At 67.2% G+C, this 23866-nt stretch carries 26 protein-coding genes and 2 tRNA genes; 16 read left to right on the forward strand and 12 right to left on the reverse strand.

All coding sequences use genetic code 11. The annotated features are described in order from the left end of the window. The first annotated feature begins 20 nt into the window (after positions 1-20). From trpD to ACREPD_RS00505, 3 genes are all read left to right on the forward strand, one after another. The gene (gene trpD, locus ACREPD_RS00495) at positions 21-1058 is read left to right on the forward strand and encodes an anthranilate phosphoribosyltransferase (RefSeq protein ID WP_431597454.1); all 1038 of its coding nucleotides are present in this window, start codon (positions 21-23) and stop codon (positions 1056-1058) included. Between the two features lie 64 nt (positions 1059-1122). After that, the gene (gene trpC / locus ACREPD_RS00500; protein ID WP_431597455.1) at positions 1123-1926 is read left to right on the forward strand and encodes an indole-3-glycerol phosphate synthase TrpC; all 804 of its coding nucleotides are present in this window, start codon (positions 1123-1125) and stop codon (positions 1924-1926) included. Next, positions 1923-2636, forward strand: coding sequence for a haloacid dehalogenase-like hydrolase (locus ACREPD_RS00505; RefSeq protein ID WP_431597456.1), 714 nt, complete (start codon positions 1923-1925; stop codon positions 2634-2636). Before trpC ends, ACREPD_RS00505 begins: the two co-directional genes overlap by 4 nt. Positions 2637-2733: 97 nt before the next feature. Here the strand turns inward: ACREPD_RS00505 and ACREPD_RS00510 are convergent, their stop codons facing one another. Next, the gene (locus tag ACREPD_RS00510) at positions 2734-3492 is read right to left on the reverse strand and encodes a sulfite exporter TauE/SafE family protein (RefSeq protein ID WP_431597457.1); all 759 of its coding nucleotides are present in this window, start codon (positions 3490-3492) and stop codon (positions 2734-2736) included. 77 nt (positions 3493-3569) lie between these two features. Next, a complete protein-coding gene (gene crp, locus ACREPD_RS00515; protein WP_313345323.1) occupies positions 3570-4235 on the reverse strand; it encodes a cAMP-activated global transcriptional regulator CRP in 666 nt (221 codons plus the stop codon). A gap of 171 nt (positions 4236-4406) precedes the next feature. On the opposite strand from crp, the gene speD reads away from it, so the two are divergent. Further along, positions 4407-5201 (forward strand): adenosylmethionine decarboxylase, encoded by a 795-nt coding sequence (gene speD, locus ACREPD_RS00520; protein ID WP_017354544.1) that lies wholly within the window; start codon positions 4407-4409, stop codon positions 5199-5201. A gap of 171 nt (positions 5202-5372) precedes the next feature. After that, a complete protein-coding gene (locus ACREPD_RS00525) occupies positions 5373-5690 on the forward strand; it encodes a DMT family transporter (RefSeq protein ID WP_431597458.1) in 318 nt (105 codons plus the stop codon). Between the two features lie 100 nt (positions 5691-5790). On the opposite strand, the gene coq7 is transcribed toward ACREPD_RS00525, so the two are convergent. Further along, positions 5791-6435 carry a 2-polyprenyl-3-methyl-6-methoxy-1,4-benzoquinone monooxygenase gene (gene coq7 / locus ACREPD_RS00530; protein ID WP_431597497.1) on the reverse strand — a complete coding sequence of 215 codons (645 nt, stop codon included), beginning with the start codon at positions 6433-6435 and terminating at the stop codon, positions 5791-5793. Positions 6436-6617: 182 nt separating this feature from the next. Here coq7 and rplM point away from each other — a divergent pair, with 182 nt between their 5' ends. Continuing rightward, positions 6618-7046, forward strand: coding sequence for a 50S ribosomal protein L13 (gene rplM, locus ACREPD_RS00535; protein WP_017354548.1), 429 nt, complete (start codon positions 6618-6620; stop codon positions 7044-7046). Positions 7047-7048: 2 nt separating this feature from the next. Beyond that, on the forward strand, positions 7049-7441 hold the full coding sequence (rpsI, locus tag ACREPD_RS00540) for a 30S ribosomal protein S9 (protein ID WP_017354549.1): 393 nt from the start codon (positions 7049-7051) through the stop codon (positions 7439-7441). 99 nt (positions 7442-7540) lie between these two features. On the opposite strand, the gene ACREPD_RS00545 is transcribed toward rpsI, so the two are convergent. Continuing rightward, positions 7541-8176, reverse strand: a complete 636-nt coding sequence (locus ACREPD_RS00545; protein WP_421567956.1) for an RNA pyrophosphohydrolase — start codon at positions 8174-8176, stop codon at positions 7541-7543. A gap of 121 nt (positions 8177-8297) precedes the next feature. Between ACREPD_RS00545 and ACREPD_RS00550 the strand changes: the two genes are divergently transcribed. The 4 genes from ACREPD_RS00550 to bfr all read left to right on the forward strand — a co-directional run bounded on the left by ACREPD_RS00550 (position 8298) and on the right by bfr (position 9608). Further along, positions 8298-8374 (forward strand) — tRNA-Met (locus ACREPD_RS00550). A 49-nt stretch (positions 8375-8423) separates the two neighbouring features. Next, positions 8424-8498, forward strand: a tRNA-Gln gene (locus tag ACREPD_RS00555). 182 nt (positions 8499-8680) lie between these two features. Continuing rightward, the gene (locus ACREPD_RS00560) at positions 8681-8890 is read left to right on the forward strand and encodes a (2Fe-2S)-binding protein (protein ID WP_313345311.1); all 210 of its coding nucleotides are present in this window, start codon (positions 8681-8683) and stop codon (positions 8888-8890) included. Positions 8891-9137: 247 nt separating this feature from the next. Beyond that, entirely contained in the window at positions 9138-9608 is a 471-nt protein-coding gene (bfr, locus tag ACREPD_RS00565) for a bacterioferritin (RefSeq protein WP_214904479.1), read from the forward strand. Between the two features lies 1 nt (position 9609). On the opposite strand, the gene ACREPD_RS00570 is transcribed toward bfr, so the two are convergent. The 3 genes from ACREPD_RS00570 to ACREPD_RS00580 are packed head-to-tail and all read right to left on the reverse strand — an operon-like array spanning position 9610 to position 14489. Then, complete coding sequence (locus ACREPD_RS00570; RefSeq protein ID WP_431597498.1) at positions 9610-11931, reverse strand: ATP-binding protein; 2322 nt, start codon at positions 11929-11931, stop codon at positions 9610-9612. Between the two features lie 38 nt (positions 11932-11969). Continuing rightward, on the reverse strand, positions 11970-13865 hold the full coding sequence (locus ACREPD_RS00575; RefSeq protein ID WP_431597459.1) for an EAL domain-containing protein: 1896 nt from the start codon (positions 13863-13865) through the stop codon (positions 11970-11972). Next, positions 13866-14489 (reverse strand): DUF4126 domain-containing protein, encoded by a 624-nt coding sequence (locus ACREPD_RS00580; RefSeq protein WP_431597460.1) that lies wholly within the window; start codon positions 14487-14489, stop codon positions 13866-13868. It lies immediately after the preceding gene. Positions 14490-14672: 183 nt separating this feature from the next. On the opposite strand from ACREPD_RS00580, the gene ACREPD_RS00585 reads away from it, so the two are divergent. The 5 genes from ACREPD_RS00585 to ampE all read left to right on the forward strand — a co-directional run bounded on the left by ACREPD_RS00585 (position 14673) and on the right by ampE (position 18316). After that, the gene (locus ACREPD_RS00585) at positions 14673-15425 is read left to right on the forward strand and encodes a DUF6776 family protein (RefSeq protein WP_431597461.1); all 753 of its coding nucleotides are present in this window, start codon (positions 14673-14675) and stop codon (positions 15423-15425) included. Positions 15426-15429: 4 nt separating this feature from the next. Then, positions 15430-15897 carry a bactofilin family protein gene (locus ACREPD_RS00590; protein ID WP_431597462.1) on the forward strand — a complete coding sequence of 156 codons (468 nt, stop codon included), beginning with the start codon at positions 15430-15432 and terminating at the stop codon, positions 15895-15897. A 46-nt stretch (positions 15898-15943) separates the two neighbouring features. Then, the gene (gene erpA / locus ACREPD_RS00595; RefSeq protein ID WP_038685803.1) at positions 15944-16333 is read left to right on the forward strand and encodes an iron-sulfur cluster insertion protein ErpA; all 390 of its coding nucleotides are present in this window, start codon (positions 15944-15946) and stop codon (positions 16331-16333) included. 69 nt (positions 16334-16402) lie between these two features. Beyond that, positions 16403-17308 (forward strand): NAD(+) diphosphatase, encoded by a 906-nt coding sequence (gene nudC, locus ACREPD_RS00600; protein ID WP_431597463.1) that lies wholly within the window; start codon positions 16403-16405, stop codon positions 17306-17308. Positions 17309-17422: 114 nt separating this feature from the next. Further along, positions 17423-18316, forward strand: a complete 894-nt coding sequence (ampE, locus tag ACREPD_RS00605) for a regulatory signaling modulator protein AmpE (RefSeq protein WP_431597464.1) — start codon at positions 17423-17425, stop codon at positions 18314-18316. A gap of 17 nt (positions 18317-18333) precedes the next feature. Here ampE and ACREPD_RS00610 read toward each other — a convergent pair whose 3' ends face one another. The 5 genes from ACREPD_RS00610 to yccS all read right to left on the reverse strand — a co-directional run bounded on the left by ACREPD_RS00610 (position 18334) and on the right by yccS (position 23740). Further along, positions 18334-18762: a DUF2752 domain-containing protein gene (locus tag ACREPD_RS00610; protein WP_431597465.1), complete on the reverse strand. Its 429-nt coding sequence runs from the start codon at positions 18760-18762 to the stop codon at positions 18334-18336. A 64-nt stretch (positions 18763-18826) separates the two neighbouring features. Then, positions 18827-19105, reverse strand: coding sequence for a CD225/dispanin family protein (locus ACREPD_RS00615; protein ID WP_421567969.1), 279 nt, complete (start codon positions 19103-19105; stop codon positions 18827-18829). 43 nt (positions 19106-19148) lie between these two features. After that, positions 19149-19436 (reverse strand): CD225/dispanin family protein, encoded by a 288-nt coding sequence (locus tag ACREPD_RS00620; RefSeq protein ID WP_431597466.1) that lies wholly within the window; start codon positions 19434-19436, stop codon positions 19149-19151. Between the two features lie 184 nt (positions 19437-19620). Then, the gene (locus tag ACREPD_RS00625; protein ID WP_431597467.1) at positions 19621-21510 is read right to left on the reverse strand and encodes an MFS transporter; all 1890 of its coding nucleotides are present in this window, start codon (positions 21508-21510) and stop codon (positions 19621-19623) included. 52 nt (positions 21511-21562) lie between these two features. Then, complete coding sequence (yccS, locus tag ACREPD_RS00630; RefSeq protein WP_431597468.1) at positions 21563-23740, reverse strand: YccS family putative transporter; 2178 nt, start codon at positions 23738-23740, stop codon at positions 21563-21565. Between the last annotated feature and the right edge of the window lie 126 nt (positions 23741-23866).

Here is a 23866-nt window from a genome sequence, read left to right on the forward strand (position 1 = left end):
CGCATCGCAAAGGAACCCACATGACCTTCTCCCCCCAGGAAGCCCTGCAGCGCACCATCGAACACCGCGAAATCTTCTTCGACGAGATGGTCGATCTGATGCGGCAGGTGATGCGTGGCGAGGTCTCGCCGGTGATGACCGCCGCGATCCTCACCGGCCTGCGGGTCAAGAAGGAAACCGTAGGTGAAATTGCCGGTGCGGCCACGGTGATGCGCGAGCTGGCGCTGGCGGTGCCGGTCGAGGACCGCACCCACCTGATCGATATCGTGGGTACCGGTGGCGACGGTTCGCATACCTTCAACATCTCCACCTGCGCGATGTTCGTGGTGGCCGCCGCCGGTGCGAAGGTGGCCAAGCACGGCAACCGCAGCGTGTCATCCAAGTCCGGCAGCGCCGATGCGGTCGAGGCGCTGGGCGCGATCATCGAGCTGCGGCCGGAAGAGGTTGCCCGTGCGATCAGTGAAACCGGCATCGGCTTCATGTTCGCGCCGATGCACCACCCGGCAATGAAGGTCGTGGCGCCGGTCCGACGCGAGATGGGCGTGCGCACCATCTTCAACATCCTCGGGCCGCTGACCAATCCGGTCGGGGCCACCAACGTGCTGATGGGCGTGTTCCACTCCGACCTGGTCGGCATTCAGGCGCGCGTGCTGCGCGAGCTGGGCGCCGAACGCGCGTTGGTGGTGTGGGGTCGCGACAACATGGACGAGATCTCGCTCGGCGCCGGCACCCTGGTGGGTGAGCTGCGCGACGGCAAGGTGCGCGAATACGAGATCCACCCGGAAGATTTCGGCATCGCCATGTCGGCCAGCCGCAACCTCAAGGTGAGCGGGCCGGAGGAGTCGATCGCGATGCTGCGCGGGGTGCTGGACAACCAGCCGGGCCCGGCACTGGACATCGTGGCGCTCAATGCCGGTGCAGCGCTGTACGTGGCGGGCGTGGCCAGCAGCATCGCCGACGGCCTGGCCCGCGCCCGCGCGGCCATTGCCGACGGCAGTGCGCGCCAGCGCATGCAGGAATACGTCGACGCCACCCGCCGCATCCGCGCCGCGGGCTGAGCCCCGCCTTCACGCTGCGCCCTTGGCTGGCCGATAATGGCCGCCCTGAAGGACCCCGAACGACATGAGCGACAAGAGCGACATCCTCGAGACCATCCTGGCCCGCAAGGCCGTCGAAGTGGCCGAGCGCCGTGCCCGGGTACCCCTGGAAGCGCTGCAGGCGCGCCTGGCCGATGCCTCGCCCGTGCGCGGCTTCACCGACGCGCTGCGCGCCTCGATCGCGGCCGGCAACCCGGCGGTGATCGCCGAGGTGAAGAAGGCCAGCCCGTCCAAGGGCGTGATCCGCCCGGACTTCCACCCGGCCGACATCGCCGTCAGCTACGAATTCGGCGGCGCAAGCTGCCTGTCGGTACTGACCGACGTGGATTTCTTCCAGGGTTCCGATGCGTACCTGCAGCAGGCGTGCGAGGCGTGCACCTTGCCGGTGCTGCGCAAGGACTTCGTCATTGATGCCTACCAGGTTTATGAAGCCCGCGTGCTGGGCGCCGACTGCATCCTGCTGATCGTGGCCGCGCTGGAAGACCGCCAGCTGGCCGAGCTTTCCGACCTGGCCATGCAGCTGGGCATGGACGTGCTGGTGGAGGTGCATGACATCGACGAGCTCGAGCGCGCCATCCAGGTGCCGGTGCCGCTCATCGGCATCAACAACCGCAACCTGCGCACCTTCGAGGTGTCGCTGCAGACCACGCTGGACATGCGCCAGGCGGTACCGCGCGACCGCCTGCTGGTGACCGAGAGCGGCATCCTTGGCCCGGACGATGTGAGCCTGATGCGCAACGCCGGGGTGCATGCCTTCCTGGTGGGCGAGGCCTTCATGCGGGTCGAAGAGCCCGGCGAGGGCCTGCGTCAGCTATTCTTCAGCGCATGACTGCGATCTACCCGACTCCGCGTGATGACGCGCCGCTGGTGGTCTTCGACTTCGACCACACCCTGTACGACGGCGATTCCGGCAGCCACCTGTTCGCCTCGCTGATCAAGCGCAATCCGTTGCGGTTGTTGGCGGCCCTGCTGGTCACGCCGATCGCCGGGCCGCTGGTGGCGATGTTGCCCACCCGCCGCCGCGGCATTTCGGCGTATGTCTGGATCGCCACGTTCGGGCTGCACCGCGCGCGTGATTTCAATCGGGTCATCGACGCTTACGTGCTCAAGCACGAGGCGCAGCTGCGCGCCAAGCTGCTGCCGCAGGCGCTGGAGGTCTTCGCCGCGCATCGCGCGCAGGGTGACCGCGTGGTGGTTGCCACCGGTGCACCGCCGGAGCTGGCGCGGGCCATCCTGGCGTTCGTCGCCCACCAGGGCGTGCCGGTGATCGGCAGCGAGGTGGGGCCGCGCTTCGGTGCGGTCGGTGCCACCCGCCACTGCCACAACGAAGAGAAGATGCGCATGCTGCGCGAGCGCGGCTATGGCGATATCGACGTGGCCTACTCGGACAGCACCGCCGACCTGCCGCTGCTCCTCGCGGCCAGGGAACCGGTGGTGGTGAACCCGAAGGTGTCGCGCGTGGACTACTTCCGCAAGGTGCTCAAGCCCGGTACCCGTATCCTCAACTGGGGTTGCGTGGATCGCGGCGGCGACCGGTAATGCGTATCGACCAACGGTATGCCCGTCTCCGACGGGCACCCTCCGGGCCGTCGCAAGCGACGTTAGGAATGGCGGCGCCATTCCTTGCGATACCCACCTACCCCCACCATCCGTGAGCCGCCCGGCCAATCTGGAACAGGCTGATCGACAGCACCAGCACGCCCACGGCCACCAGCACCCAGCGTTCCTTGACCCGCTTCACCAGCACGGCCGCCAGCGGCGCGGCCATCATGCCGCCGATCAGCAGGCCGGCCACGATGTTGAGGTACTGCAGCCCCATCGACAGCAGGAAGGTGAGGGAGACCGCCAGGGTGACCACGAACTCGGCCGCGTTGACCGTGCCGATCGTCGTCCGGGCCTGACCGCCGCGCGCCAACAGCGTGGAGGTGGCTACCGGGCCCCAGCCGCCGCCACCGCTGGCGTCCAGCAGCCCCGCGAAGAAGCCCAGCACCGGCACCCGCTTCACTTCCTGCCGGGGCACCAGCCGCCCGGCCGCGCGCAGCAGGATGAAGATGGCCAGCACCAGCAGGTAGGCGTAGATGAAGGGCCGGATGGCATCCCCGGGCAGCTGGGTCAGCACATAGGCGCCGACGATCCCACCCACTGCGCCGGGCAGCGCCAGGCGCAGGAACAGCCGCCGGTCCACATTGCCGGCGACCAGGTGCGAGACCCCCGAGGCCCCTGTCGTGAAGACCTCGGCAGTGTGCACGCTGGCGCTGACCGCCGCTGGCGGCAGGCCCATGCTCAGCATCACCGAGGACGAGACCAGGCCGAACGCCATGCCGAGCGCGCCATCCACCAGCTGCGCGCCAAGCCCGATCAGGATGAACCAGTAGAATTCGCTGCCAGGTGCCATGCCGTCAGCCTAGCGACAGCGCGTGAACGGCGCTGTCATTCCCAGCGGTGGCGCCGGCCGTGGGCCGGCAACCGACCTCAGCGGGTGCCGTACAACACGACGGTCTTGCCCCGTGCATGCAGCAACCCATCGCTTTGCAGCTTCTTCAGCACGCGGCCGGCCATTTCACGCGAGCAGCCGACCAGGCGGGCCAGCTCCTGGCGCGAGACGCGCAGCTGGGTGCCCTGCGGGTGGCTCATGGCCTCTGGTTCGCGGGCCAGGTCATGCAGGGTGCGCACGATCCGGTCGGTGACGTCCAGGAAGGCCAGGCGGCTGGCCTTGCGGCTGGTGTCCAGCAGGCGCTTGGAGATCTGCTGCCCCAGCGCGTACAGCAACCGCGGCGCGTCGGCCGACAGCGGGCCCAGGAACAGCTGGTGCAGCCGCTCGTAGCTGATCTCGGCCAGCTCACAGGGGGTCCGGGTGCGCAGGATGACCTCGCGGCGGTCCGATTCCACGAACAGCCCCATCTCGCCGACGAACTCGCCCGAGCCGAAGTAGCCGAGGACGAGTTCACGGTCGTCTTCCTCTTCAGCAATTATAGAAACCGAGCCACTGATCACGTAGTACAGGGTGCCGGCGGGGTCTCCAGGCCGGAAAACGTCCGTACGGGCCGGGTAGCGGCGACGGTGGCTGTGGGCCAGAAAGCGATCAATGGTGGCGATATCCAGGGCCAATGGACTCGTGGCAAGGCGCACAGATGACACGTTGAGGCGCTCCCTTTGCTCATGAACAATTCACGGCTATATGCCGCGAGCTTAACGATCAGGGTTGGTAAGGGCAAACCCCAACACACGAACTTGTTTCAATGCAAGTTTCGCCCCCGATCACTTTGCCCCATAATTGATCCTTTCCCACCACACACAGGATCGACCGCCGTGGTCAAGCCGTTGCCTCGCCTGAGGTTGCAGGGTTTCAACAACCTCACCAAGGCGCTGAGCTTCAACATCTATGACGTGTGTTACGCCCGCACCGAAGAGGAGCGTCAGCGTTACATTGAATACATCGATGAAGAGTACAACGCCGATAGGCTGACTCAGATCTTGACCGATGTCGCTGAGATCATCGGCGCCAACATCCTCAACGTCGCGCGCCAGGACTACGATCCGCAGGGCGCTTCGGTGACGATCCTGATCTCCGAAGAACCGGTGATCGACAAGAAGCTGGCGGGCAAGGAGTTGATCTCCGACGCCGTGGTCGCGCACATGGACAAGTCGCACATCACGGTGCACACCTATCCGGAAACGCACCCGCAGGAAGGTATCGCCACCTTCCGCGCCGACATCGATGTGGCTACCTGTGGCGTCATTTCGCCGCTGAAGGCGCTGAACTACCTGATCGAGAGTCTGGAATCGGACATCGTGATCATGGACTACCGCGTGCGTGGCTTTACCCGTGACGTGAAGGGCAAGAAGCACTACATCGATCACAAGATCAACTCGATCCAGAACTTCCTGGCCAAGAACATCAAGTCGCGTTACGAGATGTTCGACGTCAACGTCTACCAGGAAAACATCTTCCACACGAAGATGCACCTGAAGGACTTCGACCTGGACCAGTACCTGTTCGAGGAAAAGGCCAAGAACATCTCGTTCAAGGAACGCATGAAGATCGAAGCGCTGCTCAAGCGCGAGATCGAAGAGCTGTTCCACGGCCGCAACCTGTCCGAGTAAGACCACGCGACACCCGTCCGGGCTCCGGCCCGGACGGTGCAGCACAAGGCGGGACGTCCCGCCCTGTGGAACATCTGTTTTGCGCAGAACTAATGTTCCACGGCACGCTACCGACGACGGTCCGGTGTGAAAACACCGGGCCGTTTTGTTTTTGTTTAGGAGGCAACCCCCATGCCCTGGATCTACCTGCTGCTCGCCGGCATCTTTGAAATCGGCTTCGCTCTTGGCCTGAAGTACAGCGACGGCTTCAGCAAGCCCTGGCCCACCGTGGGCACCATCATTTCCGCCGCGATCAGCCTGTATCTGCTGACGCAGGCGCTGCGCACCATCCCGGTGGGCACCGGCTACGCGATCTGGACGGGCATCGGCGCGTTGGGCGTGGCCATCCTGGGCATCTTCCTGTTCGGCGACAGCGCCTCGGCCCCGCGCCTGGCCTGCATCGGGCTGATCGTGGCCGGTGTGATTGGTCTGAAGCTCGTTTCGGGCTGAGATCGCCTGCGGCGTCGCCCTACCAACGGTAGGGCGCTACCGCGGTGGATCCCCGGCCGCGGTGGATCCCCGGTAGGTATCGACCGTTGGTCGATACGCCTTACAACCGATACGCAATCGTCTTCGTGACCTTCGATGCCAGCGCCATCACGCCCGGGATCGGCGGCGGCAGCTTGCGGGCGCCGGCGTGTTCGGCATGGTCGGCGTGGCGGGCCTCGTCGATCTTCATCACCTTGAGGATCGCGCGGCTGCGCTGGTCGACCGGGGGCAGGGTGTCCAGGTGCTCGTCCAGGTGGGCCTCCACCTGGCGTTCGGTTTCCACCACGAAGCCCAGGTTCCAGCCGTCGCCGCGCAGCCCGGCCAGGGTGCCGATGGTGTAGCTGCCGGCATACCAGATCGGATTGAACAGGCTCGGGCGGCTGTCCAGCTCGCGCAGGCGCTGCGCGCACCAGGCCAGGTGGTCGGTCTCTTCCTGGGCGGCTTCAAGCAGGTGCGCGCGGGTTTCCGGCTCCCGGGCCACGGCGGCCTGGCCGAAGTACAGGCCCTGCGCGCAGACCTCGCCCACATGGTTGATGCGCATCAGGCCGGCCGCATGGCGGCGGGCCGGGGCGGGCATCGGCGCGTCCGGGGTCGCTTCGGCCGGGTAGGGGCGGCTGGCCGGCGGGTTGCCGAACACCGTGTCCAGGGCACGCTGGGCCTCGGTCAGCAGGTGGTCGAGCGGGGTGATCTGGCGGAACGCGGTCATGCGGGTGGGCATCGCGGCAGGGGATCAGCGATTCTCGCCCCATGAGGCCGGCCTGCCAACCCGTGAAGCCGGGCGATTTGCATGCGGGCCAAATGGCCAGTACAATCCCGCCTCTTCACAACGCGTGGCAGAGTTGCGGCCGCTTCAACGCCGTAATGAGCCCGACCTACTTGAGTTCTTCCATGAGCACTTTCACTGCAAAGTCCGAGACCGTCCAGCGCGACTGGTATCTCGTCGACGCCTCCGGCAAGACGCTGGGCCGTCTGTCCACCGAGCTGGCCCGCCGTCTGCGCGGCAAGCACAAGCCGGTTTACACCCCTCACGTTGATACCGGTGATTACCTGGTTGTCATCAATGCAGAAAAGATTGCCGTCACCGGCAACAAGCTGCAGGACAAGCTGTACCACCGCTTCACTGGCTACATCGGCAACCTGAAGACCGAAACTCTGGCCCAGGCGCTGGAGCGCCACCCGGAGCGCGTCATCGAAACCGCCGTCAAGGGCATGCTGCCGAAGGGCCCGCTGGGCCGCGCCATGTACCGCAAGCTCAAGGTGTACTCGGGTTCCGAGCACCCGCACGCCGCTCAGCAGCCTCAGGTTCTGGATATCTAATCATGGCTATCACGCAAAACTACGGCACCGGCCGCCGCAAGTCCTCCACCGCCCGCGTGTTCCTGCGCAAGGGCGCCGGCAACATCACCGTCAACGGCCGTCCGCTGGACGAGTTCTTTGGCCGTGAGACTGCACGCATGATCGTGCGTCAGCCGCTGGAACTGACCAAGAACACCGAATCGTTCGACATCATGGTCACCGCCGCTGGCGGCGGCACCACCGGCCAGGCCGGTGCGATCCGCCTGGGCATCGCCCGCGCGCTGGTCGAGTACGACGAAACCCTGAAGTCCGAGCTGCGCAAGGCTGGCTTCATGACCCGTGACGCCCGTGAAGTCGAGCGTAAGAAGGTCGGCCTGCACAAGGCACGTCGCGCCACCCAGTTCTCCAAGCGCTGATCCATCGCGCCTGGCGTGGGATCCTTCGGGATCCCGCTGGGAGGAAAGCAAAAGCCCGGCTTCGGCCGGGCTTTTGTCGTTTCAGCGGAACCGGGGGGCTTACACCGCGCCCGGGTCACCCTTGGCCTTGCTGCGGGGCCAGTAGCCGCCGCCGCGCTTGGGTGCCGGCGCACGCTTGCGCGGGCGGTCGTGCCCGGCCGCATGCCCGGGCATCCACGCTTCCTGGGCGGACTTGGGCATGGTGTCCACGCCGGTCCCGGCCACGCCGCGCGCCAAGGGCGCCAGATGGCGCAGGGCCCGCGCGTAAACCCCGCGCTTGAACATCACCACGTGCTCGACCGGGTACCAGAAATCCACCCAGCGCCACTGATCGAACTCGGGGCTGTCGGTGTGGTCCAGTTTCACGTGCGATTCGTCGCCTGACAGGCGCAGCAGGAACCAGACCTGCTTCTGGCCGATGCAGACCTGTCGCTCATTGCGACGGATGGCACGTGCCGGCAGGCGATAGCGCAGCCAGCCCGGTGTCGCACCCAGCACTTCGACGTGCTCTGGCAACAGCCCGGTTTCTTCATGCAACTCGCGATACATGGCTTCGACAGGCGTCTCGTCGGTATTCATGCCACCCTGCGGGAACTGCCAGCCATCCCGGCGCACACGTCGTGCCCAGAACACCTGCCCGTCCTGCCGCATCAGCACAATGCCGACGTTCGGTCGATAGCCGTCCGGATCGATCACGATGCGGACTCCTAGAAAAATCTACTGGTCAGGACTGTGACACGCCCGCTGCCCACTCACAAGCGTGATGAAAAGGTGTTGACAGATCCCGTTTACATCTCCAGAATTGCCGGCTCACTAGGGCTATGTAGCTCAGCCGGTTAGAGCACAGCACTCATAATGCTGGGGTCGGTGGTTCGAGTCCACCCATAGCCACCAAGTTCGCTTGGTTTCCTAGTGAAAAAGTGCAATAATCGCACGCACATTTTGCCCCGTCGCCAAGCGGTAAGGCACCTGACTCTGACTCAGGCATTCGGTGGTTCGAATCCATCCGGGGCAGCCAAATACGAAGAAGACCGATCGAAAGATCGGTCTTTTTTTTTGTCCTCCGCAGCCCCCGTCGCGAAGACCCTGAACGGGCAGGCTGAACCGTATCGAGAATGATTCAGATACGAAATTGACAACGATTCGCGTTTCGATTGGAATAGCCACAGGCCGATCCGGGCCTGCCTGTCGAGTCCGCACGTGTACGTCTGCATCTGCAACGGGGTTACCGACCACCAGATCCGCGAAGCCGCCCTCAGCGGTGTCGCCAGCGTGTCCGAGCTGACCATGCGCACCGGTTGCGGTGCCACCTGCGGCTCCTGCCTGGACATGGCGGCCGATCTGCTGGCCAAGGCCCGCAACACCCACGACCTGCCGTTGCCCGTATTGGGGCTGGCGCAGGTCGCCTGACGCAACGCCGACGGTCCGAAGGGCCGACTGGTCCGGGCCGACTGGGTAGAGCCGACTGTTAGTCGGCTGCTCTTCCCGGACGTCCCCGCAAACGGCCAGCCGACTAACAGTCGGCTCTACCCAGTCGGCTCTACCCAGAATGAAACGCCTTCCCGGCACGTTGCGCAACTAAGGTTGATTCGCGTTCCTTCATCCGCACGCGCAACGCGTTACAGTGCCGGCGTTTTCACGCTGCAGGAGCACGGTCATGAAGGGCGACGCCAAGGTCATCGAATTCCTCAACAAGGTCCTCTACAACGAGCTGACCGCGATCAACCAGTACTTCCTGCATGCCAAGATGCTGAAGAACTGGGGTCTGAAGGAACTGGCCGAACACGAATACAAGGAATCGATCGAGGAGATGAAGCACGCCGACGTGCTGTCCGATCGCATCCTGTTCCTTGAGGGCCTGCCGAACTTCCAGGCGCTGGGCAAGCTGCGCATCGGCGAGAACCCCACCGAGATCCTGCAGTGCGACCTGGCGCTGGAGCGCGAGGGCACCGTCACGCTGCGTGACGCGGTGGCCTACGCCGATTCGGTCGGCGATTACGTCAGCCGCCAGCTGTTCGTGAAGATCCTCGACAACGAGGAAGAGCACATCGACTGGCTGGAAACCCAGCTGGAGCTGATCGAGCGCATCGGCGAGCCGAACTACCTGCTCACCAAGCTGGAAGAATGAGTCACCGCGCGGCGGTGGCGCGCACGCTGGCCTGGTAGCCGGCCAGCGCCAGCCGCGCCCGCGCGTACTCGGCAATCAGCAGCGCCACGGCCACGGCCGGGCGCTCCAGCGTGCCGGCGCGTGCGTCGTGTTCGATCCGACGTGCGGCCACCGACAACGCCATCGCGCCAACATTCGCACTCGCCGATTTAAGGCTGTGTGCCAGCGCGCGCAGCTTTTCCAGGTCGCCGGCAACCGAGGCGTCCTGCAGCTGCCGGATCAACGGCGGGGTGTCTTCCAGGAACACGCCGATGATGTTGGCCGTCTCCGCACCGATCACCTCCTGCAGCTCGTCCAGCACGCCGCTGTCGAGCACCCCGGGTGTGCCATCTTCACTGCCGTCGTCTGCGACCAGCAGCGGCAACGGCGGCGGCAACGGCGTGGGCGCCGCCGCCAGCACCGGCACAACGGCGGGGGCGACCTGCGGGAGCGGGGGAGCGTTGCGCAGGTCTGCCGCGTTGTCTTCCATGGTGAACTGCCAGCGCAGCAGGCAGGCCTGCAGCGACTCGCGGTTGACCGGCTTGGACAGGTAGTCGTCCATGCCGGCCTGCAGGCAACGCTCGCGGTCGCCGGCCATCGCATTGGCGGTCATCGCCACGATCGGCAGGCGGGTGCGCCCCTGCGCCGCTTCCTGTTCGCGCCAGCGGCGGGTGGCGCTGTAGCCGTCCAGCACCGGCATCTGGCAATCCATCAGCACCAGGTCGAATGCGCGGCTCTGCAGTTGCTGCAGGCCCTGCTCGCCGTCGGTGGCGGTGGTGACGGTGCAGCCGAGCACCTGCAGCAGGCGCTGGGCGACCAGCAGGTTGACGCTGTTGTCTTCCACCAGCAGCAGGCGCAGGCCCAGTTGCGGTGCCTCCACCGGGCCGCTGTAGGGCTCCACGCTGGCCAGCAGCGGCGCCGGCCGTGCGCTCACCACCGCCGGACGCAGCACCGCGTGCAGTTCAACGTCGCCGGCATCGCGCGGCAGTACGCAGGTGTTCTCGCGCAGCAGCGCGGCCAAGGGCTCGTCGCCCTGCAGCCATAGCAGGCGCGGCGCGGGCGTGCGGGTGTCGTGCAGCACCGCGCGGTGCAGCGCGGTGGCGCCGTGGCGCAGTGCATGGGTGTCTGCGATCACCCAGACCAGGTCCGGTTCGATGCCCGGGCGCACCGGCGCGCGCAGGATGTCCAGCGCGGCCGAGGCGCTGTCCACCGTGTGCAGGCGGATATCGTGATGCTGCAGCACGCGCTGCAGGCGCTGCACCAGCAGCGGGTCTTCGCTGACCAGCAATGCGCGCGTGGTGACCGGCGCGGCCGGCAGATCGCCCGCCACCTTCAGCAGCGGAATCTCGAACCAGAAAGTGGAGCCGTGGCGCGGGGTGGAGCTCACCCCGATGCTGCCCTGCATCAGGTCGATGATGCGCTTGCAGATGGCCAGGCCCAGCCCGGTGCCGCCGTAGATGCGGGTGGTCGAGGCATCGGCCTGGCTGAAGGACTGGAACAGGCGCGCCTGCAGACTGCCGTCGATGCCGATGCCGGTGTCGATCACCTCGAAGCGCAACTGGTGTTGGCTGGCCGTTTCGCCCTGGCGCGTGACCCGCACCCGGATCTGGCCGCGCTCGGTGAATTTGATGGCATTGACCATCAGATTGCCCAGCACCTGGCGCAGCCGCACCGGGTCGCCGCGCACCGACAGCCGTACCGCCGGGTCCAGTTCCAGCGACACGCCCAGGCCCTTGGCCTCGGCGCTGCGCTGCATCAGCTGGACGATGCCCTCCAGCAGCTCGCGCAGGTTGAACGTGGTGATTTCGAGGTCGAGGCCCTTGGCCTCCAGGCGCGAGTAATCGAGGATGTCGTCCACGATGCGCAGCAGCTGCTGCGAGCTGACCGTTGCCGTGGCCAGCATCTGCCGCTGGTCGGTGCCGAGCTGGCCGCCGGCGATCAGGTCGAGCATCGGCAGGATGCCGTTGAGCGGGGTGCGGATCTCATGGCTCATGGTGGCCAGGAACTCGCCCTTGGCCAGCGCCGCCGCCTCGGCCGCCTGCTTGGCCTGCAACAGCTCCTGTTCCAGCATGTCCTGCTGCTGCACGGCGCGTTGCAGGTGGTCGCGTTCGCCGGCCACGGCCTCGCTGCGGCGTTGCATCAGGGCCAGCTGCGCCTGCAGCTCGCGCCAGCGGCTGACGCCGGCCAGCGCAGCCACCAGGCTTACCGCGGCAGTGCCGGCGGCAATGATCGCCCACGGCCCGTTGGCGCCGGCCGCGGCCATGCCGCCGGCGGTGGCGGCAAGTGCGGCCGCGATCGCGGCCAGCCACAGTGCGAAGGGAACCCGTCCGTGGGCCGTCATGGTCAGAGCACCGCGGTGTGGAAGTCGAAGTTCAGTTCGCTCCCGGCCGACTGCACCATGTTGCCCTGGATGAAGTCGACGCCCCCCATCCACATCGCGGCGGCCGCTTGGGGATCTTCGATCTGCTGGCCGATGATGAGCGCGCCGGCACGATGCGCCGCGTCGATGGCGCTGCGCAGTTCATCGCGGGTCTGCTGGTTGGCATGGCTGCTGGAGAAGCGCGCGGCCATGCGCACGAAGGCCAGCGGCAGCTGGCCGAGCAGTGCGTTGGCCTCCGCGCCGGGCTCGAACTGGCTCAGGCAGAAGCGCACGCCTGCCGCACTCATGCGATTGCAGAACTGCTGCAGGGTGACGGTGTGGATCAGGGCGTCAGGCAGTCGCACGTCGATGACCAGCGAAGCGCCCGGCAACTGGCGCTGCTGCAACGTCTCCAGCAGCCAGTCGGCGAAGGCGTCACGGGCCAGCGTGCGCAGCGACTGCGAGACGAACAGGCTCAGCGGCTGGGCGGCGTGCTGGTACAGGTCGAGCAGGCCCAGGGCGTGGTCCAGCACCTGCTGGTCGAGGTCGGCGATGCGCCCGGCCGCTTCGGCCGCAGGGATGACCTGGCCGGCATTGAGCACGCTGCCATCGGCCTGGCGCAGGCGCAGCAGCACCTGGTACTGCGCGGTGTTGCCACCGGCCACCGCCACGATCGGCTGGTAGGCCGGCTCCAGCTGGCCTTCCAGCAATGCCAGGTGTTCCTGTGCGGCCACGTCTTCGCGGCGCACGTGCGCGGCCACACCCGAGGGCAGCAGGCGAGCCTGCAGCGTGGTGCGCTCCACCGCCTCCAACGCCGTGCCGGCGTCGCCGAAGCCGGCCGACAGCCGTGCATGACCCACGACGCCACGCAGGTGCACCGATTCCTCGTCGCGGATCACGAAGGCGCGCGCGGACAACTGGTCGCGCAGGGTGTGCGCCATCGTGTCCAGCGATTCCTCGTCGATGCCGCGGGCGAGTACCAGGAAGCTGTTGTCGTTCAACCGCGCCAGCAGGTGCGGATGCGCGGTCTCGGCCAGGCGCTGGGCGGCCTGCACCATCAACCGTTCGAACGCGGCATAGCCGTAGCGCTCACGCAGGCCGAGCGCGCTGGCCACTTCAATGAAGAACAGCCCGCCGTGGTCGCGGTGCGCCAGCGAGGCGCTCAGCTGCTGCATCACGTGGTGGCGGGTGGGCAGGCCGGTCTCGGGGTTGTTCATCGCCGGCGCGCCCTGCGCACCCGGCTGGGTGGCGGCCTGCGCGCGGGCGCGGCGGATCCGGTTGGATACCGCTGCAATCAGATGGCGCGGCCGGATCGGCTTGCTCAGGAAATCATCGGCGCCACTGTCGAGCACCTCGAACTGGCGCTCCGGATCGGGATCGCCGCTGAGGAACACGATCGGCAGCAGCTGCTGGCCGGGCTGCTGGCGGATCAACGCGGTCAGGCGCATGCCATCCAGGCCGGGCAGATGCAGGTCCATCAGGATCAGGTCGGGGCGGTGTTCGTTGATGACCTGCTGCACGCCTTCGGCCTCGCTGTGCACGATGGCCTCCATGCCGGCGCCGTGCAGCACGCTCTGCGCGAACAGCGCCTGCGAGCGGTCATCCTCGACGATCAGCACGCGGTACGGGGCGTCGGTGCCGGGCGTCGGCTGCGCGGCGTCGTCCTGCCACTGCGCCGGTGGCAGCAGCGGCGGCGTGGCAACCGGCGCTGCGCTGGCTGCATTGAGCGGCACCACGTTGCTGGGCGCTGCGGTGGCGGGCGCAGGCGAATCGACCCAGCGCTGCCAGTGGTCGGCGGGCGGGGTCTCGGCGCGGGTGGCGCGGGCGGATGCAACAGCGTTGTCGTGAACGGCCATCAGTACTCCCAGTCTGCGGCGCAATTATGCGGTATCGCGGTCGGCCACGGTCCCGGTCCGGTCGGCGGGCTGCCGCAGCAGCCAGCGCATGCCTTTCCACAGGGTGCGCCAGACCAGCCAGACGATCAGCGCGCCGACAAGGCTGCAGGCCACCACCACCACCAGCGCGAGCCACGGGTGGGCCAGCGCCAGCGCCAGGCCCCCCACCACCACGGTGTCTTCGGCGGCCGAGGCCACCCAGTTGCTGGCCGGTTCGGGTGAGGTGTTGAGCAGGGCGCGGGTGCCGGACTTCAAGCCATGGCTGGCCAGCGCCACCCCGGCGCCGGCGGCCAGTGCGGTACCGCTGAGCTCGCCGTTGGGCGACAGCGTGGCCGCCGCCAGGAAGGCGCCGGCCGGCACCCGTGCCAGGGTCTGGACCAGGTCCCACGCCGAATCGACCCCGGGGATCTTGTCGGCGAAGAATTCGGTGATGGCCAGTGCCGCGGAGGTCCCCAGCACCCACCAGGACTCGGTGGCCTGCAGCGCGGGCGGCAGCTCGACCCAGCCCAGCAGCCCGGCCAGGCCGACCCCGAACACGGTGAGGTACACGCGGATGCCGGCCAGCCAGGCCAGCAGGATGCCGATCACGAACAGGTGGGCCTCGGTCATGGCAGGCGCTCCGGCGTCAAAGTGTGCACAGGCCCACACTATCGGGGATGGCGTCGATGAACGCTACTGCCCGGGCGCCGACCGGAGGCGAAAAATCCGCCAACCCTGACTTACACTACACAGTCGCTCGTTCCGACAGGGCCGTGTCGGTATCGTCCATAGGGCGCTGCCGCGGAAAACGCCATGAACAACCCGACTCCTTCCCGGATCCAGATCCGCCGTCCCGGCACGCCGTCCGTGCCCGATCGCCGCCGCCTGCTGATCCTGGGCGGGGTGTGGCTGGCCACCCTGGTCCTGGCCGTGCTGCTGGGCCGCTGGCTGGGCAGCCCGGGCGGCGACGTCGGCCGTGAACTGGATGCGGCCAAGGGGCGCGCCGAGACCCTGCAGAAGCAGGTGGTGGAACTGCAGCAGCGCCAGGCCACCCTGCAGGCCTCCGACCGGATCAGCCGCGCCGCCAACAATGAAGTGCAGAGCTCGCTGAGCGAGCGCGACGAGGAAATCGCCGGCCTGCGCGCCGATGTGGCCTTCTATGAGCGGCTGGTGGGGGCCACCAGCCAGCGCAAGGGCCTGAACACCCATTCCATTGAATTCTCGCCGGAAGCCGGTGGCACCTGGCAGTACGCCGTGGTGCTGACCCAGAACCTGAATCGCGGCGCGATCAGCCAGGGCCAGATGCGCTTCACGGTTGAGGGTGTCAAAGGCGGCAAGCTGACCTCGGTCAGCTGGGACGAGCTGCACCAGCGCACCAAGGTGCCGGGCCAGGAGTATTCCTTCCGGTACTTCCAGCAGCTCACCGGCAGCGTCATGCTGCCGAAGGACTTCACCCCGCAACGTGTGCGGGTCACGCTGGGGAACGGTGCAGGGGGCGCCACCCAGGTATTCGACTGGAAGCAGGCCGGAGCACCGGCTGCAGCAACGGCAAAAGAAGGGGAGTAAACCGATGTTTGGCAGCAACAAATCCAATCGCGACGGCCATCTGGTCGTGGACGCGCTCATTGGCGCGCAGGTGGTGATCCGGGGCGACGTGGAATTCAGCGGCGGCCTGTATGTGGAAGGCACGATCCTGGGCAAGGTGATCGCCCAGGAAGGCGCGGCCAACGCCACGCTGACCCTTGCCGAGCAGGGCGCCATCGAGGGTGAGATCCGCGCCCAGGTGGTGGTCATCAGCGGCCGCCTGGACGGCGACGTGCATGCCAGCGAGCGGGTGGAACTGACCCCGACCGCGCGGGTCAACGGCAACATCCATTACCAGGTGGTGGAGATGAACGCCGGCGCCCAGCTGACCGGTCGCCTGATCCACGGCAGCCCGCAGATGGCGTTGCCGCCGCCGGCCGCCGATGCCGCCGCCAGCGGCAAGGATGGCAAGGACGGCAACGCGCGCAAGAAGCTTGCCGACGCCATGGCCTGAACGCCGCATGCTTGAAAGCGTGCCCATGCACCCCCATGCTGGGGGCATGAGCACGCTTGTTTCCCTGCCCGGCGCACCAGTCGCCGCGCCGAACTACCAGTCGTTGGACCGTCCACTGAACTTCACCGAGGCCGCCGCGGCCAAGGTCAAGGAACTCATCCAGGACGAGGCCAGCACCTCGCTCGCGCTGCGCGTGTACATCCAGGGTGGCGGCTGTTCGGGCTTCCAGTACGGTTTCGAGTTCGACGAGAACCGCGCCGAGGATGACCTGGCCGTGGACACAAACGGGGTCACCCTGCTGGTCGATCCGCTCAGCCTGCAGTACCTGATGGGCGCCGAAGTGGACTACACCGAAAGCCTTACCGGCGCGCAGTTCGTGATCCGCAATCCGAACGCGAAGACCACCTGCGGCTGCGGCAGCAGTTTCAGCATGTGACCGGCACGGCGGCGTTCCAACCGGGCGCTGCCGCTTGCTACTGCCGATGAATGGGGGCAGGCTTTACGGATGTCCATATTCCCCCTGCCGCTGAGCGGTTTTTCCTTCACCACCGATCCCCTTGAACGTGCCGACACGCTGCGCGACGACGCCGATGCGTTGCTGCGCCTGTGGCCGCAGGCGCATGTGCTGGTTTTGGATGTCGACGGCCGCGCGCTGGCCGGCGACGACGGTCAGCCGCTGCGCCTGAGCGGCGCGGAGGTGGGCGGTGGCCCGGGCACGGCCATCTTCCTCGGGCTGCGCGGCGAGCAGGCGTGGTTCTCGATCGAATCCAGCGCCGTCGCGGTGAGCGCCCCGCAGCGCGTGGACCTGCGCGAGTCGGCCAGCACCTGGTCGGCCGCCGATGCCAGCGCGTTCTGCTACGCCCGCGGCATGTCCTACTGGCAATCGCGCACCCGCTTCTGCGGCGTCTGCGGCGGTGCGGTGACCTTCAGTCGCGGCGGCTTCATCGGCCGCTGCGGCCAGTGCAACACCGAACACTACCCCCGGGTGGACCCGGCGGTGATCGTGGCGGTGGAGAACAACGGCCGGCTGCTGCTGGGCCGGCAGGCGAACTGGGCCCCGCGCCGCTACTCGGTGCTGGCCGGCTTCGTCGAACCCGGCGAGTCGCTGGAGCAGACCGTGGTGCGCGAGGTCTTCGAGGAAAGCAAGGTGCGGGTCCGCGCGTGCCAGTACCTGGGCACCCAGCCGTGGCCGTTCCCCGGCGCGCTGATGGTGGGCTTCAGCGCCACCGCCGAGGACGACGTTCCCACCGTGGACGGCGAACTGGAGGACGCGCGCTGGTTCAGCGCCGAAGAGGTGGGTGCGGCCTTGGCCCGGGATGTCACCGATGACGGAATCGGCATCCGCCTGTCCCCGCCGATCTCGATTTCACGCAGCCTGATCGAACACTGGTACCGCCGCCAGGTGGGCTGAGCAGTACTCTGCGTTGCCGCTGCCTGAACACGGGGCGGCATACATTACCTACGGCCCGGGGAATTGCCGGGTCGCAAGGCATAGTAGCCGCCAGAAACCGAGCCGGAGGCATTCATGTTCACCACCCTGGTTGCCGTGCTGGTCGCCCTGGCCCTGGGCCATGTAGCGCCTGCCGCCGCGGTGGCGCTGCGCGGGTTCGGCGGGTACCGCCGCTGGCTGCAGTGGTTGGACGCACATGCGGCCGGGAACGGCCTGTGGCGCGGGCGCCAGGGCTGGGTCCTGGCAGTGCTGCCCTTCGTGCTGCTGCTGGCGCTGCTGCAGTGGGCGCTGCATGACCGCCTGTTCGGCCTGCCTTCGCTGCTGCTGGGTATCGCCACGCTGGTGATCTGCTGGGGGCCGCGCGACCTGGACCGCGACGTGGAGGCAGTGATCGACGCCGACGACGCGCATGCCCGCCATGCGGCCATCGCGCAGCTGCAGTCGGCCGGTGGCAGCCTGCACGAGGATGTTCCGTCGCTGGTGGAAGCAACCGTACTCAACGCCCTGCGGCGCTGGTTCGCGGTGCTGTTCTGGTTCCTGCTGCTGGGCCCGGTCGGGGCATTGGCGTACCGCCTGCTCACGCTGTTGGCCGTGGGCCCGATGCGCTCGCTGGCCAGCGTGGAGGCGGTTGTGGGTGCGCGGGTGGTGCTGTCCTGGCTGGAGTGGCCGGTGGCGCAGCTGATGTCGCTGTCGATGGCGCTGGTCGGCAACTTCGACACCGCCTACAAGGCGTGGCGTGAGGCGCACGGCAACCGCTGGGTGGCCTCCACGGTATTCCTCGGCGCGGTGGCACGCGCCAGCGTCAGTGCCGAGCTGCGCGAAGACGCGCACGATTACAGCGATGCGGGCATGGTGCCGGTATGGCGCCGCCTGCCCGAGCTGCGCGATGCGATGAGCCTGGTCTGGCGCATGCTGCTGCTGTGGATGGCCGCGCTGGCGTTGCTGGTCATCGCCGGTTGGGTTACGTAGCGCCGGGCTCTGCCCGGCTAGGCGCCGCCAGGCGCCAACAGGTTAAACGGCATCCACGGCAGATTGCGCATCACCGCATAGCCGACCAGCAATACCAGCCAGAACGTGGGATTGGCCAGCACCCGCATCACCGGGTCCAGCGCACGCATGCGCACGCCCGCGTTGTTGAGCAGCATGAGCAGCAGGAACGGCAGCGAGATCACCAGCAGGGGGTTCATCGCCAAGGCGCCGCTCCAGTCGAAATGGACCAGCGAATACAGGCAGCGCGTGCTCCCGCAGCCGGGGCAGTACAGCCCGGTCAGCGCGTACAACGGGCACCCGGGCAGTACGCTGTTGCTGGCATACGGGCTGACGTGGCGCAGCACCACGGTTGCGCCCACCGCAAGGCCGGCACTGATGGCCAGCGGCGCCCAGCGGGCCAGGGTTGTGCGGGAAGGCATCTTCATCACGGCAGAACGGCCCGGGCCGGGTACCCCGCAGGGGCACCGGACCGGGCCGTCCAGAGTGCGATCAGTAGTTGCTGCCGCCCATCGCGCCGCCGACGCCCATCACCACGACCAGGATGATGTACAGCACGATCGCAACGACGCCGATGATGGCCGACCACATGGCCCACTTCTTGGCGTTGGCCGACGATTCCTGCGCACCGGCGATGTCACCCGCGGCCAGCTTGCCGTTGACCTGGGCGGCATACACGATCGACACGATGCCGGCCGGCAGGCAGCAGAACAGGGTGGTCAGGATGGCCCAGACGAGATTGTTGGGGACTTGCGGGGCAGTGGCGTTCATGGGTGAAGCTCCATTTTCTTGGGTGAGTTGAACGAAGGGTCTTTCAAAGGTCGGAAAGAGCGCTCAGCGCGGCAATGCCGCCGAACAGACCGAACCACAACAGCAGCAGTACCGGCATGGCCAGGGCCGATGCCAACGCCCACCCGCCTGCCTTGCGCGATGCCTCGTATGCACCTGCCAGGTCGCCCGCCGCACGGCGGCCATCGACCTGGGCGGCATACACGATCGACACAATGCCCAACGGCAGGCAGCAGAACAGCGTCGTCAGGATCGCCCACACCAGGTGGTTCGGTACGACGACGGCCGATGACGGTTGCGGCGGGTGATCCACGTACTACTCCATTCCATTGGTTGTCCCTTGGCATCTCCAAAAGCCAAGTGACACCCCCTATGGCGGGTAATTTACCCGATGTTGTGTCCGGATGTATGCGTTTACATCCCCGCAGGGCGGGATTTCTTCCATGCGCCGGCGGACGGGCGGGGTCCGTCGCGTACCGACCGGGGCAATCGCGACATCAGCCGCGGTCGCCGCGCAGCGCGCGCACCTGAGCCTCCAGCCCATCGGCGGTCGCCGTGGCGCCGTCGACCGGTGCACCGGCCACCACCTCGATGTGGGCGCGGACGCGGCGGGGTACCCGCATGCGCCCCAGCCGGGTGTCGCGCCGGCTCCACATGCTGGACCACATCCCGCGCAGGGCCATCGGCACCACGGGCACGGGGCGGCGTTCGAGGATCTTTTCCACGCCGGATTTGAACGCGGCCATCTCGCCGTCGCGGGTCAGTGCACCCTCGGGGAAGATGCAGACCAGCTCGCCTTCGGCCAGCGCCTTGTCCACTTCGTCGAATGCCGCCTGCATCAGCGCGGGGTTCTCGCGTGCGCCGGCAATCGGAATCGCCTTGGCGGTGCGGAAGATCCAGCGCATCACCGGGATGTTGAAGATCTTGTAGTACATGACGAAGCGCACCGGGCGCGGGATCGTCGCCGACAGGATCAGCGCGTCCATGTAGCTGACGTGGTTGCACACGATCAGCGCGGCACCCTCGTCGGGCACGTTGGCTTCGATGCCATGCGGGCGCAGCCGGTACAGGAAGCGCACCATCACCCAGCTGAGGAAGCGCATCAGGAATTCGGGGACGATGGTGAAGATGTAGATCGCCACCACCGCATTGGCGATCGCCAAGGCCAGGAACAGCTGCGGAATCGTCCAGTGCAGGAACTTCTGGGTGACCAGGGCGATCATCGCCGCGCCGACGATGAAGCCGGAATTCTGGATGTTGAGCGCGGCGAACACGCGCGACATTTCCGACTTCGGCGTACGGCTCTGGATCAGCGCGAACAACGGCACCACGAAGAAGCCGGTGAACAGGCCGATGCCGACCAGGTCGATGATGATGCGCACGCTGCCCGGAGCGGCCACGAAGGCCGATACGCTCAAGCCGGCAGCGGTGGCGGTGCCGGCGCGCGCGAAGTACAGGTCGAGCATGAAGGCGGTCATGCCGAAGGCGCCCAGCGGCACCAGCCCGATCTCGACGGTGCGCCCGGACAGCTTTTCGCACAGCAGCGAACCGACGCCGGTGCCGACCGAGAACAGGGCCAGCGCGAAGATGTACAGGGTAGGCTCGCCGCCCAGGTTGACCACCGCATAGGTGGGCAGCTGCGAGGTGAGCATGGTGCCCACGAACCAGAACCAGGACACGCCCAGGATGGCGTTGCGCACGGCCTTCTGCTTCTTGGCCAGGCGCAGCACCGCCAGCGATTCGGGAATGGGGTTCCAGTTGATCTTCAGGTCGGGCGCGCCGGCGTCGACCTTGGGAATCATGCGCGCGGTGACGTTGCCGGTGATGGCCAGTGCGATCACTGCGGTGGCCGCCACGATCGGACCAAAGCTGCCGGCCAGGGTGAAGATGATGCCGCCGCTGATCATGCCGGTCAGGATCGACATGGACGTGCCCATCTCGACCAGGCCGTTGCCGCCGGTGAGCTCCTCGGGCTTGAGCACCGAGGGCAGCACCGAGTATTTGACCGGGCCGAACAGGGTGGACTGCAACCCGGTGCAGAACAGCGCCACCAGCAGGATGGGCATGCTCTGGGTGAGGAAGCCGACCGCGGCCAGCGACATGATCGCGATCTCCATGGTCGTGGTGATCACGATCAGGCGCGATTTCTCCAGCTTCTCGGCGATCTGCCCGGCCAGGGCGGAGAACAGGAAGTAGGGCAGGATGAAGATCGCCGGCGCCAGGGTGGTGTACAGCGATTGCTCTTCCTGGCTGACGCCGAGGTAGAACAGCAGGCCGATGATGGCCTGGCGGTAGACGTTGTCGTTGAACGCGCCCAGCGACTGGACGATGAAGAACGGCAGAAAACGGCGCTGGCGGAGCAGGGCGAACTGACTGTGGCCGGACATGGAAACTCCTTGCGAACCGGCGCACCTTATCACGCGGCCCCGCCGCCCCCGATTACCGCAACGTGCGGGCCGCTTCGTTGGCGGCGGCGCGCAGCTTGGGCAGCAGGCGCAGCATGAGGCCCATCTGGGTGCGGATCAGCTGCAGCTTGGGCGGCATGTCCTCGCCGATCTGCTCGAGCTGTTCGGCCAGGGCGCGGTCGCCGTCGTTGCCGTCCTCGGCCACCGGCTCGCGCTGCTCCAGCGCGCTGGCGATCTGCTGCATGGCCTGCTGCACGCGTTCGCCGCTGGAGCGGGCCAGCGGGTCCTGGGCGTAGCTGTCCAGCTGCGTGCGGTGGGCACCCAACGCGGAGAGGTGGCCGAGCAGGGTGTTGGACAGGGCCAGGAAGCGGAAGCCGGCATCCAGGTTGCGGCGCACGTGGCCGGGCTCGCGCAGCATGTTGGACAGGGCGGTGGACAGGGCCGCGTCGGCGTTGTGCATGTCGCGGCGGGCGATGCGGTAGGCCAGGTCGTCCTGCATGCCGCTGCCGTACTGGCCCAACACGGCCTGCAGATAGCCCGCGCAGCGCTCCAGCACGCGTGCCATGACCAGGTTGAGCCGCCGGCCCTGCCAGTCGGGCAGGATCAGGAACGCGGCGGCCGCGGCAATCGCGCACCCCAGCAGGGTATCGACCAGACGCGGCCAGATCAGCAGGAAGCCGTCGCCAATCAGGTTGAAGCAGGTCAGCGCCATCACGGTGATGGCGGCCGAGGCCACCAGGTAGCGGTCGCTGCGGGTGAAGAAGAACAGCAGGGCCGAGAGCAGGGCGATCAGCAGCTCGATGCGCAGGTCCTGGAACAGCTGCATCAGGGCCCAGGTCAGCACCAGGCCGATCAGGGTGCCGGCGATCCGCTGGGCCAGTCGCTGGCGGGTGGCACCGAAGCTGGGGCGACACACGAAGACGATGGTGAGCAGCACCCACGAGCCGTTCTGGGTATTGAACAGGCGGATGGTGACAAAGCCGACGATCAGCGCCAGCGCCATGCGCAGGCCGTGCCGGAACAACACCGAGCCGGGGGTCAGCTGCTGGCGGATGCGCACGCCCATTTCGCGCAGGGTATGCGGGTTGGTGTCGCGCAGGCGGGTGTCGACGTTGTCGAGGGTGGATTCGGACTGCGCCGCTTCGGACAACCGCCGTTCGATGCTCTGCAGATTGTGGCCGAGCAGCTCCAGCGAAGACAGCAGGCGCTGCCACTGCGGGTTGTGCTGGTCACGCAGCCACGCCAGGGAGTCGGTCAGGTCGGCGGTGGCCTGGCGGGTGCGGTCGCCGTACTGGAACGGGCGGCGCAGGCGGATGGCGGTACCCAGGTTGGCGCAGGCCTCGCCCTGCAGGGCGAGCAGGCGCTGGCAGCGGTACAGGACGTCGCTGTGGAAGAAGGCCTCGGTGAGTGCGCCGTACGGGTAGTGCGAGGAGCTGGCGCGCTCGTGGAAGTCCTGGGCCATGTAATACAGGCGCAGGTACAGGCCGGATTGGACGCCGGGCCGGCCGGAGCGCCCGAAGCGGGCCAGGATGGCGGTCTTGGCGATGTTGAGGGCCTCGACGACGCGGCGGTTCTGCTCGGCCAGGGCGAGCTGCCGCTTCTGTACGTCGGCATCGCGCACGGGTTCGAACAGGTCGGCCTTGAGCTGCAGGTAGCGGCCCAGTTCGACGAACAGGCGCGCGATGCGCTCGCGCACGGGGCGGTTGGCGAACAGGGCGGTCCACAGGATGGAGAGCAGGCCATACCAGAGCGCGCCGGCCAGCAGGTGGCTGACGGCAGTGATGGCCTGGGCACGGTCGGCGGCGCCATGTTGTTCCAGACCGATCATGGTGTAGATGGCGAGGGTGACGGTGGCCTGGGCGATGGAGGCGTAACGCTCACCCAGCGCACCGAGCAGGGTCAGGGCAAAGGTGGACAGGGCCAGCGCGCCGATGAACAGCCACGGCCAAGCAAACAGTTCGACGACGGCGGCGGCAGCGGCCACGAAGCAGAGCAGCGACAGGGCAACGGATTTGGTGCGGCCCCACCAGTTGTCGTCGGTTTCGGCGATGGCGCTGGCGATGATGCCCAGAAACACGCCGGGCAGCGCGGGCAGCTGGTCGAGGTGCCAACACAGGCCCATTGCGACAGAGAGCGCGATGAACACCCGCAGGCCATAGCTGGCCTTCTCATGCGCCCACAGGCGGCTCAGGCGGGATTCTCGGGCGGACATGCGGACTCGCGGTGCGGGGGCGCCCTCATTATTGCGTCATCGCGGTGAAGTCGACATAGCCGGTTGGTAGGTACCGACCGTTGGTCGGTGCTGCAACGGCAACGGCAACGGCCTTGGTCTGCGAAC

This window comes from Stenotrophomonas sp. (assembly GCF_050737075.1).
Lineage (GTDB): Bacteria > Pseudomonadota > Gammaproteobacteria > Xanthomonadales > Xanthomonadaceae > Stenotrophomonas.

Excerpts from the sequence above, each read along its gene's own strand:
- trpD (WP_431597454.1), top strand. The coding sequence starts at position 21 with ATGACCTTCTCCCCCCAGGAAGCCCTGCAGCGCACCATCGAACACCGC.
- trpC (WP_431597455.1), top strand. The coding sequence starts at position 1,123 with ATGAGCGACAAGAGCGACATCCTCGAGACCATCCTGGCCCGCAAGGCC.
- ACREPD_RS00505 (WP_431597456.1), top strand. The coding sequence starts at position 1,923 with ATGACTGCGATCTACCCGACTCCGCGTGATGACGCGCCGCTGGTGGTC.
- ACREPD_RS00510 (WP_431597457.1), bottom strand. The coding sequence starts at position 3,492 with ATGGCACCTGGCAGCGAATTCTACTGGTTCATCCTGATCGGGCTTGGC.
- ACREPD_RS00525 (WP_431597458.1), top strand. The coding sequence starts at position 5,373 with ATGCCCTGGATCTACCTGCTGCTCGCCGGCATCTTTGAAATCGGCTTC.
- coq7 (WP_431597497.1), bottom strand. The coding sequence starts at position 6,435 with ATGACCGCGTTCCGCCAGATCACCCCGCTCGACCACCTGCTGACCGAG.
- rplM (WP_017354548.1), top strand. The coding sequence starts at position 6,618 with ATGAGCACTTTCACTGCAAAGTCCGAGACCGTCCAGCGCGACTGGTAT.
- rpsI (WP_017354549.1), top strand. The coding sequence starts at position 7,049 with ATGGCTATCACGCAAAACTACGGCACCGGCCGCCGCAAGTCCTCCACC.
- bfr (WP_214904479.1), top strand. The coding sequence starts at position 9,138 with ATGAAGGGCGACGCCAAGGTCATCGAATTCCTCAACAAGGTCCTCTAC.
- ACREPD_RS00580 (WP_431597460.1), bottom strand. The coding sequence starts at position 14,489 with ATGACCGAGGCCCACCTGTTCGTGATCGGCATCCTGCTGGCCTGGCTG.
- ACREPD_RS00585 (WP_431597461.1), top strand. The coding sequence starts at position 14,673 with ATGAACAACCCGACTCCTTCCCGGATCCAGATCCGCCGTCCCGGCACG.
- ACREPD_RS00590 (WP_431597462.1), top strand. The coding sequence starts at position 15,430 with ATGTTTGGCAGCAACAAATCCAATCGCGACGGCCATCTGGTCGTGGAC.
- erpA (WP_038685803.1), top strand. The coding sequence starts at position 15,944 with ATGAGCACGCTTGTTTCCCTGCCCGGCGCACCAGTCGCCGCGCCGAAC.
- nudC (WP_431597463.1), top strand. The coding sequence starts at position 16,403 with ATGTCCATATTCCCCCTGCCGCTGAGCGGTTTTTCCTTCACCACCGAT.
- ampE (WP_431597464.1), top strand. The coding sequence starts at position 17,423 with ATGTTCACCACCCTGGTTGCCGTGCTGGTCGCCCTGGCCCTGGGCCAT.
- ACREPD_RS00610 (WP_431597465.1), bottom strand. The coding sequence starts at position 18,762 with ATGAAGATGCCTTCCCGCACAACCCTGGCCCGCTGGGCGCCGCTGGCC.
- ACREPD_RS00615 (WP_421567969.1), bottom strand. The coding sequence starts at position 19,105 with ATGAACGCCACTGCCCCGCAAGTCCCCAACAATCTCGTCTGGGCCATC.
- ACREPD_RS00625 (WP_431597467.1), bottom strand. The coding sequence starts at position 21,510 with ATGTCCGGCCACAGTCAGTTCGCCCTGCTCCGCCAGCGCCGTTTTCTG.
- yccS (WP_431597468.1), bottom strand. The coding sequence starts at position 23,740 with ATGTCCGCCCGAGAATCCCGCCTGAGCCGCCTGTGGGCGCATGAGAAG.